The organism is Streptomyces sp. NPDC005808, from assembly GCF_042871385.1.
Classification (GTDB): domain Bacteria; phylum Actinomycetota; class Actinomycetes; order Streptomycetales; family Streptomycetaceae; genus Streptomyces.
Genome location: NZ_JBIAIK010000003.1, coordinates 668,688 through 681,903 on the forward strand (window position 1 = coordinate 668,688; position 13,216 = coordinate 681,903).

Here is a 13,216-nt window from a genome sequence, read left to right on the forward strand (position 1 = left end):
GGGGCAGACCGCGAACTCCGGTCTGCCCCACCAGTGTGTCCAAGGGCTGGCAGATGGACGTCAACGGCAAGCGGACAGACACGACCGTGCTGGTCGTGGACGACGTGGCGGCCAGCAGGTACGCCATGGGCGCCATGCTGCGCCGCGCCGGTTACCAGGTCGTCGCGGCCGGCAGTGGCCACGATGCCCTCGTCGAACTCGACGTACGGCTGCGCAAGGGCACCCTTCCCGACGTCGCGCTCATCGATGTCCACCTGCCGGACATGAGCGGCTTCGAACTGTGCCGCCGGCTCAAGGACCGGCCGCACATGGGCGGGCTGCCCGTCGTGCACTTCTCGGCCGCCGCCGTCGCCCCGGGCGACCGCAGTCAGGGGCTCGACGCGGGCGGCGAGGCGTATCTGACGGTGCCCGCCGAGCCCGAGGAGATCGACGCGGTGATCCGTGCCGCGGTGCGCGCCGCGCGGCTGCGGGCCGACGACCAGGCGCTGGCACGGCGGCTGGCCCGGCTGGCGGAGACGATCGTCGCGATCCAGACGGCGCGCTCCCCGCAGGAGCTCGCCGACGCCGCCGCCGAAGGCGCCGCGCGGCTCACCGGGGGCCCGGCGGCCGTCTTCGTCCTGGGGCCCGACGACCAGCTGTACCGCGCCACCTCACGCGACCGTACCTCGCTCGCGTTGCCCGACGAGGGCGCCCACCGGACCGTGGCCGCTCTGCTCCGGCGGCTCGTCCGCGGCCAGGCCGGCGTACAGATCACCACCGTGCCCGCGCCGCTGTGGCCCGCCGGGTTCTTCCGGCCGGGCGTGCAGCACGACGCCCGCCTGGCGCTGATCCCCATCCAGGACGGCAGGGCCTCGGTGTGCCTGGCCACACCCACCCGCGGTCTGCGCCGGGTGAACCCCGAGGACGAGGCCCTGGTGGCCAGGCTCGCCGAGGCCACCGCGCTGGCCGCCGAACCACTGCTCATGTACCAGGTCGAACGGCATGTCGCCCTCACCCTCCAGCACAGCTTCCTGCCCCAGCCGCACCGGCTGCCCGAACTGCCGGGCCTCGACGTCGTGGTCCGGTACGTGCCCGCGTCCCACGAGACCGAGATCGGCGGGGACTTCTACGCCGCCCTGCGCACCGGCGACGGGGTGCTCGCCGCGGTCGGCGACGTCGTCGGGCACTCGCTGGAGGCGGCCACCGTCATGGTCGAGATCCGGCACGCGCTGCGCGCCTACTGCGTCGACGAGAGCGACCCGGCCGTGCTCGCCGAGCGCCTCGACCGGATGCTCCGGCGCTACCACCCCGACGTCACCGCCACCGTCTGCCTGGCCCTGACCGACCCCGCCACCGGACGCACCCGCATCGCCAACGCCGGTCACATCCCGCCGCTGATCATCCGTGACACGGGCAGCGCCGACTACGTCAAGGCCGCAGGACCGCTGCTCGGCGTGGGCCTGCCCCACCCACCGCCCACCGAGCTGTTCCTCGAACCCACCGACCGGCTCCTCATGGTCACCGACGGTCTGATCGAGACGCGGGGCACGGACCTCTCGGTCTCGATGGAGCAGCTCCGCGCTGCCGCCGCCGGCTCCCTGCCCGGCCTGGACGCCCTCTGCGACACACTCCTGGACCACTTCGGCCGCGACCGGGAGGACGACATCGCGCTCCTTGCGCTGCGGCTAGGGTGATCGGGACACGTCTAGAACGGGAGTGCTCATGCCGCAGATCACCGTCGAATATTCCGAGTCGCTCGACGTCACCTTCGACCGGCCCGGCTTCGCACTCGCGCTGCACCCGGTGGTCGTCGAGACGGCGGCCGCACGCATCGAGGCATGCAAGACACGGTTCCTGCCGACCGAGGACAACGTCGTGGGAGCGGAGGCGGACGGGCACGCCATCGTGCACATCACGCTCGCCCTGCTCCCGGGCCGCACCGAGGAGACCAAGGCCAAGCTCACCGAAGCCGTACTGGAGTTGCTGCGGGGGCACATCAAGCCCACCGACGGGGTGGCGACGCTTCACGCGTCCGCCGAAGTACGCGAACTCGACCCTTCGTACCGAAGGTACGAGGAGTAGGGGAGTGGCAGTCCTTACGAGGCAGTCCTTACGAGGCCGGCGGCGTCGCCAGCGCGATCAGCCGGACGACGAGGTCACTGAACGGCCCGTCGCCCGGCTCGTTCTTCAGCGACCGGCGCAGCAGTTCACTGAGTTCCTCGTCGTACGCGGCACTGACCGCCGCCAGCGCCGCGAAGTCGTGCACGAGCTGCCGCTCCAGCTCGGCGCGCGGGATACGCCGGCCGTCCAGCCAGATCAGCGCCGTCGACTCGACGAGCGAGATCCATGAGCGGACGACCAACTCCAGCCGGGCGGGCGGGTTTTGGACATTCATGTGCGAGAGGACCTGGATGTAGGCGGCCTGCCGTACTCCGTCGACCAGTGCGTTGGTGGTGGACGAACCGACCGCCGGGCCGCCACGCATCAGCGCCGCGAACCCCGGCCCGTGGTCGTCGACGAAGTCGAAGAACCGGCGCATCACCAGCAGCAGCCGCGACCCCAGCGAGCCCTCCTCGGGGACGATGAACCGTCCCGCGAGATCGTCCGAGGCGCGCTGCAACGCGGCCTCGTACAGGCTGAGTTTGCCGGGGAAGTAGTGGTAGACCAGCGGTCGAGAGATGCCCGCTGCCGCGGCTATCTCGTCGATGGAGACCTCGTCGGGCGAGCGTCTGCTGAAGAGTTCGAGGGCGACGCCGATCAGCTGCTGCCGCCGTTCATCGACACCCATCCTGCGGCGTACCCCGGTTGTCATACGAACACCTTACCGATCGGATCCGGCCTGGAACGGCCCCGTCCGGCCACGGCGGTTCACATATCCAGGACGATCCTCTCACCCCGGGCCCGCGATACACAGATCAGCATCGTGTCACTACGCTCCGCGTCCGTCAGCAGTTCGTCCCGGTGCTCGATCTCCCCTTCCAGGACCCGCTGTTGGCAGGTTCCGCAGAAGCCCTGAGCGCAGGAGTACGCGGTGTTCGGCAGCTCCGCGCGGACCGCGGCGAGCACGGTGGAGTCGGCGGACACGGTCAACGTACGTCCGCTGCGGCGCAGTTCGACCTCAAAGGCGCCGTTCCCCTCACTGGACATGCGCGGCGCGAACCGCTCCAGGTGCAGTGTCGCCCCCTCCGGGAGCCGGGCCTCGACGGCGGCCATCAGCCCCTCCGGGCCGCAGCAGTAGACCGCCGACTCCTCGGGGACATCGGTGAACAGCGCGTCGAGGTCGGGCAGTCCGTCCTCGTCCTCGGCCACGACGGTGACCCGCCCGCCCCGCAGCTTCCCGATCTCCTCCAGGAACGGCATCGAGGCCCGCGTGCGCCCGCAGTACAACAGCCGCCATTCTGAGCCCTGTTGAAGCGAGCGGAGCATCGGCAGGAGCGGTGTGATCCCGATACCGCCGGCCACGAAGACATACGCGGGAGCGGTCACGAGCGGGAAGCGGTTGCGCGGTCCGCGCACCTCGACCTCCATCCCCTCCCGGATCCCCTCGTGCACCTCCCGCGAGCCCCCGCGCCCGCCCGCCGTCTCGCCCACGAGCCGCGCTGCGACGGTGTACGACGAGGTGTCCTCGGGATCCCCGCACAGCGAGTACTGCCGTACGAGCCCCGAGGGCAGCACCAGGTCGAGATGTGCGCCCGGCTCCCAGCGCGGCAAGTTCCGCCCTTCCAGGCGCAGTTGTACGACGCTGTCGGCGACCCGCTCATGCCGGGCGACCGACAGCCGCAGCGCCCGGGAGCGTGGCCGGCCGGAGATCGGGTTCTCCAGCGCGGGCAGCGGCCACAGCGGCGAGGCCTCGATCCGCCGGTGCATCGCGCGCCTGACGAGCAGGGCCATACCGGCGACTGCCACGACGGTCCGCAGCCCGGGCATCAGGCAGTGCCCCGTTCCACGGCCTTCTCCGCGGCCCTCTCCGCGGCCTTCTCCATGGCTTTCTCCGCGGCCTTCGCCGCGGGCGAGGCCGCCAGGTAGGCCACCGCTTGCTCGGTCGACCCCTCCTGGGAGGGGTGGTAGGCCCGGCTGAGATAGCGCGGAACGGACCTGAGCATGTCCCCCGTCGAGGGCAGCACCCCCGCCTTTCCGGCCCGGTGGAAGTCCTTGAAGCTCGCCCTGCTCGCCCTGCCCGCCGTGAGCGTCGGATCGTTCGCCATGAAGAAGCGCGCCCCGCGCTGCCACAGGAAGACCAGAGCGGTGAACGCGGTAGCCCAGGTCCGCACGCGGCGCCGGTAGCTCCCGTCGACATGCAGGAACAGCTCGAACGCCACGGACCGGTGTTCGACCTCCTCCGCGCCGTGCCAGCGCAGCAGGTCCAGCATGGTCGGATCGGCGCCCCGCCGGTCCAACTCCTCGGCGTTCAGCACCCAGTTGCCGAGGAACGCGGTGTAGTGCTCGATCGCCGCGATGATCGCGACCCGCTCCATCAGCCACCACTTACGGGCCTTGCCCGGCGGCAGCGTACGGTCGCCGAGCAGCTTCTCGAAGAGCCAGTCGACCTGGGCGGTGTACGGCGTCGGATCGAGCCCGAGTTCCCTGAGGTGGGGGAGTACCTCGTCGTGCGCCTGCGCGTGCATGGCCTCCTGGCCGATGAACCCGATGACGTCCTCGCGCAGCCGCTCGTCCCGGATGTACGGCAGCACCTGCTTGTACACATGCACGAACCAGCGCTCGCCGGCCGGCAGCAGCAGATGCAGCACATTGATGGTGTGCGTGGCGAACGGTTCACCCGGCACCCAGTGCAGGGGCGTGTCCTCCCAGGAGAACGACACCTTCCGCGCCTTGAGGGGTATCCGCTCGGAGTCGACCGGCTGGGGCAGCCGCGGACGCTTGTTGGACATGCCGTCAATCTACTGATGGGTAGGTGTGGGGAGAACCCCCGTGCAGCGACTTGTTGACACAAACGTCAGCTAGTGCCGTGGCAGGCAACGCTCGCAACGTTCGCCCCGTTACAAGATCTTGTGACTTGGCTCAGCGTAGCCCGCTGATCTCCCGCCCGTCCTCCAGACTCCCCTTCAGCTCGGCCTGCGCACCCTGCTCCGTCCGTACGGCGAGCAGGGGGCCCTGTGCCGACCCGGTCACCCCGCCGGTCGCGCCGACCGACTCCGTGTCCCTGCTCCCGGCCGCGAGGAGATACCAGCTTCCCGTGCCCGACTTCCACAGCACGCCTGCCAGCACATGTGGGTCGCGGGGACCGCACGCCGGGGAGTTCTCGGCCTTCGCGGCGACCGCGCCGTACACCCCGCCGGGCGTCTGGAACTGCGCGAGCACGCGCGTGCCGCCGCCCCGCCAGGTGTCGGCCCGCGTGCACATCCAGGTCGCGCTGCCGCCGGCGTCGGGCAGATCCTGCCGCGCGTACTGCCAGGCGTTCACCGACCGCACGCCCTGCGAGCGCACGGACGCCAGCGAGCAGGCGAACGGCGCCCAGTTCCGCAGCGCTTCGGCGCCGGATGCCTCGCCGGGGGACGAGGGCTGTCCCGAGGTGAGATGGGCCGGGATCAGCTCGCCGAGGTCGGTCAGCAGACGGGTGCCCGAGTTGTCCGTGAGCTCCAGCACGTTCCACGAGGTGCACGCGCCCGACTGCTGGGCCGGGCTGGCCAGCGGGGAGGCGACACCGTCGGCCGAGAGAGCGAGATCCATCGCGCCGGAGGACGGCTTCAGCAGGTCCCGCTCGGTGGCCTTCTTCACCCAAGGGGCCGTCAGGTAGCGGACGTTGCCGTCCGTCCGGCCGAGTACCACCGCCTCCGCCTCCGCCCCCTTCGCGCCGTCGACCCGGGCGAAGTCGAGGGCCGCGCCGCTCGTGCCGTCGGTCGGCTCGGCGTACCGCGCGATGCGCAGACCGTCGTAGAGCAGCACGACACGAGCCTGGTCCACCTCACCCGCGTACAGGAGCTGCGGCGGCCCGGGCGGGGCGCCGGACGGCGTGCCGGGGGTCGCCGAGACCGCGACGGACTCGCCGGGCCGCGCCCACACGGCGAGCGCCCGCCGCAGCAGCGCGCTGTCGCCGACGAGATCCCCGCGCGCCGGCCACACCGAGAAGTCGGTACGCGCGGACGACTGCCAGGCGCCTGCCGCCACCTTGGTCAGCTGCGCCGGATCCAGCGCGGCCTGGGCCGCCGGGTTCTGCGCGTACGGTGGCGCCGCGGCGCCGTCGGGCCCCCACCCGTCGCCGGGCAGGCCGAGCAGCGCACCGCACACCACGACGGCCGCGGTGGCGGCGATCGCGGCCTTTACGTGCTGCCTGCGCCGCATCAGATCGGTGGGCCGGGCATGCAGCGAACAGGGGTCGAACTCGGGGGAGTTGAGCAGCGAGTCCTGCGCCTCCAGACCGGCGGCCACCGCGAGCGCCGCGCCCGGGTCGTCGACCCCGGCCGCCGTCAGCAGCTTCCGTACGTCCGCCTCGGACAGTTTCTCCAGGCCGCGCAGCACATACGCGGCGCGAGCCGGGCCGGAGAGCGCGGACAGCCGCTGGTCCAGGGCGAGTTCGTCGGCGCCGCCCGAACGCGGGAAGAGCCTGAGGCCCCACACCTGGGGCAGCAGCGGCGGCAGCTGGGACCGCTTGGGCCACGCCCGCCGGGCCAGCGGCAGGCCCGCCTCCAGCGCCGTACGCACCACTTGGAGGCGTACGAAGGCGTAGCCGGGGTCGCCGTCGCGGCCGCCGCCCGTCTGCTGGGCCGGAATGACCGTCGCGTCACCGGACGTGCGGCCCCGGGGCAGCGCGCGCTGGGTGAGGGCATGCGCGGTGAGCACCCGGCGGTTGCGGCCGAGGCTGGGCGGCAGCACCAGATAGGCGAGCCGGACCAGCCGCGGATAGTGCTCGACGAGCGCCGCCTCGGCCTGCTCGACATCGACGACCGGGGCTGAGGAGGGTGCGGAGCGCGGGGCTACATCCTGTGACTGCACACAGCGAAAAACGAGCGAGTCGTCGGATGGTCACCCGCCGCCTGCCGCCTGCCGCCTGCCGCCCGTCACGCGCTACTCGGGTTCGACCAGGAGCCTCGCGTAGTTCGCCATCGACCGCTGATAGCGCGGCAGATGGGGTGCGAGGGCGCCGATCACCAGGGCGAGGCCCTCGCGTTCGCGGCCCAGGTCGGCGAGGCAGAGGGCGAGGCAGGCGCGTACGGCATCGTCCAACTCGTCCGAGGGGGCTTCGAGTTCCGGGCCGAGAAGGTCCACGCCCTCCTCCGGCTTCCCCAGGTTCCGCAGTGAACTGGCTAGTTGGATCTTGGTGCGGCGCGCCCGGTAGCCGTCCAGCCCGCGGGCCAGCGCCTCCCGGTACAGCGGGATGGCCTTGTCCGAGTGGCCCGTCGAGTCCCAGGCGGAGGCCTGCTCGAAGGGGCCGAGCGGGCTGGCGGCGGGCAGCTCCGCGACCAGCTTGTCGATCACCGCCCGGAAGTCCGCCGCGTCTGCTTCGTCATAGTCGTCGAACGTGGCCCAGGCCGCCGCCGTACGCTCTTCCCAGTCGTCGTTCACGGGCTAACCCTCGCACGGGTGTGCCCTCTGAGGCAGACAGGGGCCCGCTGATTGAGCGCGGGGCCCCTGTGAGCCGTATCCAGGGCAAGGGCCCTCGTTCGACGGGGCTCCCGGCGGTATGGGCGCCGACACAGACCGGAGGTACGCAGGTATGAGGTTGACGCGACCGAAGCTCACGGTGGCCGGAGCCGTGGCGGTGCTGGCGCTCACGGGCTGCGCGGCCGAGGACACCTCGGACACGTCCGACGCGGTGCCCGTCACCGCGACCGGCAGCCTGGAGCACATCGCGAGTGAGGCGGGCTGTTCCCCGGACCTGCAGACGGACGCGGACGAGATCCGCCAGGCCACCTGCAAGAACACCGACGGCCAGTTCATCCTCGCGACCTTCGCCACGGACCGCGGCCAGCGCGAGTGGATCAACGGAGCCAAGGACTACGGCGGGTTCTACCTCGTCGGCCGCAAGTGGGTGGCCGTCGGCGAGCAGCAGGTGGTCACCGCGCTGCGCGGCCGGCTCGGCGGGACCATGGAAGTGGGGACCGACCACTCCGCTCACACCGGTTGACCGCACGGTTTCAGGGCACTGGCTCGGATCCGGTCCCGATCCGTCCCGATCCGGTCCGGATCCGAACCTGGTCCGAGCCGGCCGAGATCCGGCGGGGCGGCCCGGTCGGATGCAAGCGAGAGCCGGTGGCGGGAATTCCCGCCACCGGCTCTCTCAGTGGGTCACCTTCTCAGCGAGCCACTCACGAGCACTTCTTGCCGGTGTTGATGCAGTTGACCATCTTGTTCATCGTGTCCGTGGAGAAGAAGTTGATGAAGTCGTTGTGGTCGGTGATCGGCTTGTGCAGCTGCTCCGGGAAGGAGTCGACCGCGTACGCGTTCACGACCTGGTCGTTCTCGATGGTCGGGGCCGGTACGTCGTAGACCAGCCGGACCCGGAGCTGGGGGATCGCCTGGAAGCCGTTGGCGCAGGTGCCGTCGGCCTGGACGAACGCCACGTGTGTGCGGTGGTTGGCGCTGTCGATGTTCTGGCCGTCCCAGCAGCTCTGGAAGAGGGATGTCCGTACCACGTTGCTGCCCTCGGGGCAGATCGGGTACTTGTCCTCCAACTGCACCTTGTTCTCGAAGCCGGTGCAGCTCCAGTTGGTGTTGGCGTTGGCGAGGCCGTTGACGAAGGCCTTGGCGTCACCCGTGATGATGCGCAGGGCCGTCGGCATCGCGACGACGTCGCCGGTCTTGTTCCCGAAGAACTTGAGCTGCGCCTCGACGGGCTCGAGGATCTTGCCCACGTTGCCCTCGGTGCCGCCACCGGCGTTGTTCTGGTCGAAGTCCTGGGTGCCGTCCTGCAGACGCAGCACCGGCCAGAAGTACGACGACTTGTCACCCTGGTTCTCGCAGGTGGTGTCGGCCGCCGCCAGGGCATCGTCGCTCGCGAAAGCGTCGTTGTTCTGGTTGCCGACGTAGTCGTGCAGGTGGTGTGCGCCGTTGGTGACACCGGGGGCGACGATCACGTTGTCCGTGTTGTGGTTGTCGTTCCCGTTGGTGCCGCACCTCGTGGTGAAGGTGCCCGTCGAACCGGTCTTCCCGCTCGCGACGAGCCCGTTCGCGCCCACGCCCCGGTCGGCGTTGCCCTGGGCGGTGGTGATGTCCTGGAAGTCGGCCGCCACCGGACCGTTGCCGCCCTGACCGCCGCCGACCGGAGGGGCCTCACCGCCGGTGTCCTCGCCGGGGGCGGGACTCTCGGCGTTCTGGTCGCCGCCGTTCTGGTCCTGACCGTCGCCTGCCTGACCGTCGTTGGTCTGCGGCTGCTCCACAGCCTCCCCGGTACAGGAGGCGAGACCGTCCAGCGTGCCCGGCGCGTTGCCGCCGACCCGGGAGATCTCCAGCTGGATCCGGTCGATGATCACCGCTCGGTTGTCCTTGAGCGGCTGGAGTACGGAATTCTGGACGAAGCTCGCATCCTGGGCCTGAGCGTCCCGAGTGGTCGCCAGCCGCTGGTAGGCGTCGGTGATCTGCTGGTCCAGCGTGGCCAGCTCGCCATCGACCTCACCGCGCGCCTGGTCGGGCACATCGGTGAGCTGCTGACCGACATCCGGGCAGTAGATGGTGGCCACCTGAGCGGTGGCGGCCTTGGTGCTGTTCTGCCCCGAGTTCTCCTCATGCGCCGAGGCGTAGAAGTTCGCCCAGACAAGCCCGCCTCCACCGATCGCGAGGGCCGCGGATGCGGCCACGGCGCGAACGACCAGTGGCGAACGGCGTTTTCGTACATTGCGTCCCATGGAACTCCTCTGACTTCCTTGCGGGGCAGCGAGGGCGCCCGACAGGAGTGAAGCGGCTCCGTTCCATACGCGTGGGGCGTGTGTGGTGTTCAGAAAGCTCGGAAAATCTTAGAACCTCGTGAGGTCGATTCCCCCACAATGGGCACAGAAGCCCGCGATTCTCCGGCAGTTGATCTCGAAAAACAGGTTTGGTGACAGGTCTGAATGTTATTCAGCATCGCTGAATACGTGTCAACGCTCCCCTCGGTCCAGATAGGCGAGCACCGCGAGTACGCGCCGGTTGTCGTCATCCGAGACCTCCAGCCCCAGTTTGGCGAAGATGTTGGAGGTGTGTTTCGCGATCGCCCGTTCCGTGACCACGAGTTGACCCGCGATGGCCGCGTTCGTACGTCCCTGTGCCATCAGTTCGAGCACCTCAAGCTCGCGCGGGGTGAGCCGGCCGAGCGGCTGGTCGGTGGTCGAGCGCCGCGACAGCAACTGCTGGATCACCTGCGGATCCATGGCCGTACCGCCTCCCGCGACCCTGCGCACGGCATCGATGAACTGGTCCGCGTCGAACACCCGGTCCTTCAGAAGATAGCCGACCCCGCCCGTGCCGTCGGCAAGCAACTCCCGCGCGTACAACTGCTCCACGTGCTGCGACAGGACGAGCACCGGCAACCCGGGGCGGTTCCGGCGGGCCTCCAGCGCGCACTGCAGCCCCTCGTCGGTGAACGAGGGCGGCAGCCGTACGTCGACCACCGCGACGTCCGGTTCCAACTCGGCCAGCGCCCGGCTCAGTTCGGGCCCGGTCTCGACCGCCGCGGCGATCTCGAAGTCGTACGCCCGGAGCATCCGGACCAGTCCGTCGCGCAGCAGGAACAGGTCTTCGGCTAGGACAACTCGCAAGGGATCTCCATGGTGACCATGGTGGGACCGCCCGAGGGACTGCTGACGGCCAGGACGCCGTCGAATGTACCCAGTCGCCGGTCGACCCCGGTGAGCCCGGAGCCCGCGTCGAGCCGGGCACCGCCCGTGCCGTTGTCGGTGACCGTGATGCGCAGCATGCCGTCCGTGTGATGGACGTCGACCCAGACGCGCTCGGCACCCGAGTGCTTGACCGCGTTGGTCAGCACCTCACTGACGGCGAAGTACGCCGCCGCCTCGACCGGCTCGCCCGGACGGCCGCCGAGATCGACCTCCACCTCGCTTGCGAGCGGCAGCCGCAGCGCCAACGCCCGTACGGCGTCGCCGAGTCCGCGCTCGGCGAGTACGGGCGGATGAATGCCCCGCACCAGGTCCCGCAGCTCGGTGAGCGCCTCGGCGGAGGACCGGCGGGCCTGCGCCAGCAACTCCTTCGCCTTGGCCGGATCCTTCTCGACCAGCGCCTCGATGGTCCCCAGATCCATCCCCATGGCGACCAGCCGAGCCTGTGCTCCGTCGTGCAAGTCCCTCTCAATACGCCGGAGTTCGGCTGCCGAGGTGTCGACCGCGTCGCGCCGTGTCTCGGTCAGCACGCGTACCCGCTCGGCGAGTTCGCCCTCGTCCGGGCTGAGCACGGCCCGGGCGAGCAGAAAGTGGACACGGAGCAGGGGCGGGGTGAGGTAGTAGGCGGCGCCGAGGAGGGCGACGCCCAGTACGCCCGCGAGGAGCGCCGTGCCCTGCCCCGAGACCGGCACGAACCCGTACCACCAGTCGCCGCCCGTGGCGTCCGCCAGGACGCGCCACAGGCCGAGCGCGAGCGCGAACCCCTCCAGGGGGTAGAGCAGCAGGGCGGCCGGCAGCAGCGCGGTCACGAACCCGGCGGTCATGTCGACCGGCAGCCACGCAAGGTCCCGCCAGGTCGCCGGGTCCCGGAGCATCCGCAGACACCGCTCCCACGGGTTGGCGCCCTCGGGCAACGGCCGGTAGGCGGCCGGAATTCGTACCCCGCACCACTGGGCCGCGACCAGCCGCCGCCAGTTCGCGAAGGCGCGTACGCCGCTGAGTACCCACGGCGTCGTGACGATCCCGACGCCGGCCGGGACCAGCGCGATCGACACGACGGCCGGCACGAACAGCGCCACCGACCCGACGAGCCCGGCCACACCGATCAGAAGCCCGCGCGCTCCCGCCACGACGGCTTCTCGCGCCCGTGCCCGCACCGGGCTGCTGCTCTGCGTATCCATGAACTCAGTCTCACCGACCCGGCGGGGCCGGTCACTGGGCCGGGCCCCCGGGCGGGGGGTGGTGGTGAGTGCACCCCTTGGCTTTTCCGCCCTACCCGCGCCGGAGATCTTTCAGCCCGTCCGGCGTTTGAGGACGAGCGCGTTCAGCGCGACAGCGGGGGTCTGGGGGCGGCAGCCCCCAGGAACAAGGGACGGGCAGGGGCGGAGGGGGCGAACAACCGCCCTTCACAGCCCGAGCACCTTCGCCTCCACCACCGGATCAAGCCCCACCGCAGGCCGGTCGGCCCGCAGGGGCGCAACCCCGCCGAGCCCCTGGAGCCAGCTCCAGGTATCGGCGACGGTCTCCAGAACGGGCCGGCACCGCAGCCCGGCCCCGACCGCCCGCGCCACATCGAGCCCATGAAGAGCCCCATGGAGCTCGCTCCCACCCGGCACCCACACCGGCAACTGCGTCCACGGCTCGACCCCGGCCCCGAGAATCACCTCGGCATCGGTCCACCGCAGGTCTCCCTCACCCCCGGTGACCTGGACGCACGCGTCGAGAAGTCCCCCCATCGTCGTATGCCCACGCGGACTGACCAGGTTGTACGCCCCGCCCAGCCCCCGCTCCACGCCCCCGAGGATCCACTCGGCGAGATCGCGGACATCGACGTACTGGAGAGGGAGCTCCCGAGGCCCGGGGGCGAGAACCGGGCCGCCCCGGGCGACCCGGTTCAGCCACCACGGCAGCCGCCCGATGTTCTCGTACGGCCCGAGGATCAGCCCGGCCCGCACCAGCAGCGCACCCTCCGCCCCGAACGCGTCGAGCACGGCCAGCTCACCGCCCCGCTTGTCCCGCGCGTAGTCGGTTCCCTCGGCGTCCCCGGACGCCCCCTCGACGAGGGCCGCGTCCTCGCCGTACCCCGCGGGCGGCGGCCACGCGTACACGGAGCAGCTGGACACGTACACATACCGCCCGACACGGTCGGCCAGCAGCCGTGCCGTGTCCCGCACGGCCCTCGGCGCGGCCGACCAGGTGTCGACGACGGCATCCCACTCACCGTCGGCAAGCGCCGCCAGTCCGTCGGGAGCGGTGCGGTCGCCGTGCAACGACCGCACCCCGATGGGAGGCGCGTGCCGCCCCCGGTGAAAGACGGTCACCTCCCAGCCGCGACCGAGTGCCGCCTCCACGACGGCGCGGCCCGCGAACTCCGTACCACCCAGCATCAGAAGCCTCATACGGACGACTCTGCCCGGACGGCCGGCGGTACGGAACAGGAATCTGCCGACAGAAGATCCGCGGTCAGGACA

Annotated in this window: 12 protein-coding genes; 3 read left to right on the plus strand and 9 right to left on the minus strand. The window is 70.9% G+C overall.

The window, feature by feature from the left end:
* Positions 1-53: 53 nt before the first annotated feature.
* Both ACFYPC_RS10180 and ACFYPC_RS10185 read left to right on the plus strand, forming a co-directional pair.
* Entirely contained in the window at positions 54-1,673 is a 1,620-nt protein-coding gene (locus ACFYPC_RS10180) for a SpoIIE family protein phosphatase (RefSeq protein ID WP_388673319.1), read from the plus strand.
* Positions 1,674-1,701: 28 nt separating this feature from the next.
* The gene (locus ACFYPC_RS10185; RefSeq protein ID WP_388673321.1) at positions 1,702-2,061 is read left to right on the plus strand and encodes a 5-carboxymethyl-2-hydroxymuconate Delta-isomerase; all 360 of its coding nucleotides are present in this window, start codon (positions 1,702-1,704) and stop codon (positions 2,059-2,061) included.
* Between the two features lie 28 nt (positions 2,062-2,089).
* Here the strand turns inward: ACFYPC_RS10185 and ACFYPC_RS10190 are convergent, their stop codons facing one another.
* From ACFYPC_RS10190 to ACFYPC_RS10210, 5 genes are all read right to left on the minus strand, one after another.
* Positions 2,090-2,791, minus strand: coding sequence for a TetR/AcrR family transcriptional regulator (locus tag ACFYPC_RS10190; RefSeq protein ID WP_388673323.1), 702 nt, complete (start codon positions 2,789-2,791; stop codon positions 2,090-2,092).
* Between the two features lie 56 nt (positions 2,792-2,847).
* Positions 2,848-3,906, minus strand: coding sequence for a PDR/VanB family oxidoreductase (locus tag ACFYPC_RS10195; protein WP_388673325.1), 1,059 nt, complete (start codon positions 3,904-3,906; stop codon positions 2,848-2,850).
* Positions 3,906-4,868, minus strand: coding sequence for a metal-dependent hydrolase (locus tag ACFYPC_RS10200; RefSeq protein WP_388673327.1), 963 nt, complete (start codon positions 4,866-4,868; stop codon positions 3,906-3,908). Before ACFYPC_RS10200 ends, ACFYPC_RS10195 begins: the two co-directional genes overlap by 1 nt.
* A 130-nt stretch (positions 4,869-4,998) precedes the next feature.
* Complete coding sequence (locus ACFYPC_RS10205) at positions 4,999-6,930, minus strand: hypothetical protein (RefSeq protein ID WP_388673329.1); 1,932 nt, start codon at positions 6,928-6,930, stop codon at positions 4,999-5,001.
* Between the two features lie 72 nt (positions 6,931-7,002).
* The gene (locus tag ACFYPC_RS10210) at positions 7,003-7,500 is read right to left on the minus strand and encodes a tetratricopeptide repeat protein (protein WP_388673331.1); all 498 of its coding nucleotides are present in this window, start codon (positions 7,498-7,500) and stop codon (positions 7,003-7,005) included.
* A gap of 151 nt (positions 7,501-7,651) precedes the next feature.
* Here ACFYPC_RS10210 and ACFYPC_RS10215 point away from each other — a divergent pair, with 151 nt between their 5' ends.
* Entirely contained in the window at positions 7,652-8,062 is a 411-nt protein-coding gene (locus ACFYPC_RS10215) for a hypothetical protein (RefSeq protein ID WP_388673332.1), read from the plus strand.
* Between the two features lie 181 nt (positions 8,063-8,243).
* On the opposite strand, the gene ACFYPC_RS10220 is transcribed toward ACFYPC_RS10215, so the two are convergent.
* The 4 genes from ACFYPC_RS10220 to ACFYPC_RS10235 form a co-directional block, all read right to left on the minus strand.
* Positions 8,244-9,779, minus strand: coding sequence for a DUF1996 domain-containing protein (locus tag ACFYPC_RS10220; RefSeq protein ID WP_388673334.1), 1,536 nt, complete (start codon positions 9,777-9,779; stop codon positions 8,244-8,246).
* Between the two features lie 231 nt (positions 9,780-10,010).
* The gene (locus ACFYPC_RS10225) at positions 10,011-10,667 is read right to left on the minus strand and encodes a LuxR C-terminal-related transcriptional regulator (RefSeq protein ID WP_388673336.1); all 657 of its coding nucleotides are present in this window, start codon (positions 10,665-10,667) and stop codon (positions 10,011-10,013) included.
* A complete protein-coding gene (locus ACFYPC_RS10230; RefSeq protein WP_388673338.1) occupies positions 10,652-11,926 on the minus strand; it encodes a sensor histidine kinase in 1,275 nt (424 codons plus the stop codon). Before ACFYPC_RS10230 ends, ACFYPC_RS10225 begins: the two co-directional genes overlap by 16 nt.
* Before the next feature lie 225 nt (positions 11,927-12,151).
* Positions 12,152-13,144: an SDR family oxidoreductase gene (locus ACFYPC_RS10235; RefSeq protein WP_388673340.1), complete on the minus strand. Its 993-nt coding sequence runs from the start codon at positions 13,142-13,144 to the stop codon at positions 12,152-12,154.
* Positions 13,145-13,216: the final 72 nt, after the last annotated feature.

What these genes read in the sequence shown, in the direction of transcription:
- ACFYPC_RS10180 (WP_388673319.1), top strand. Translation starts at nt 54, where the DNA reads ATGGACGTCAACGGCAAGCGGACAGACACGACCGTGCTGGTCGTGGAC.
- ACFYPC_RS10185 (WP_388673321.1), top strand. Translation starts at nt 1,702, where the DNA reads ATGCCGCAGATCACCGTCGAATATTCCGAGTCGCTCGACGTCACCTTC.
- ACFYPC_RS10190 (WP_388673323.1), bottom strand. Translation starts at nt 2,791, where the DNA reads ATGACAACCGGGGTACGCCGCAGGATGGGTGTCGATGAACGGCGGCAG.
- ACFYPC_RS10195 (WP_388673325.1), bottom strand. Translation starts at nt 3,906, where the DNA reads ATGCCCGGGCTGCGGACCGTCGTGGCAGTCGCCGGTATGGCCCTGCTC.
- ACFYPC_RS10200 (WP_388673327.1), bottom strand. Translation starts at nt 4,868, where the DNA reads ATGTCCAACAAGCGTCCGCGGCTGCCCCAGCCGGTCGACTCCGAGCGG.
- ACFYPC_RS10215 (WP_388673332.1), top strand. Translation starts at nt 7,652, where the DNA reads ATGAGGTTGACGCGACCGAAGCTCACGGTGGCCGGAGCCGTGGCGGTG.
- ACFYPC_RS10220 (WP_388673334.1), bottom strand. Translation starts at nt 9,779, where the DNA reads ATGGGACGCAATGTACGAAAACGCCGTTCGCCACTGGTCGTTCGCGCC.
- ACFYPC_RS10230 (WP_388673338.1), bottom strand. Translation starts at nt 11,926, where the DNA reads ATGGATACGCAGAGCAGCAGCCCGGTGCGGGCACGGGCGCGAGAAGCC.
- ACFYPC_RS10235 (WP_388673340.1), bottom strand. Translation starts at nt 13,144, where the DNA reads ATGAGGCTTCTGATGCTGGGTGGTACGGAGTTCGCGGGCCGCGCCGTC.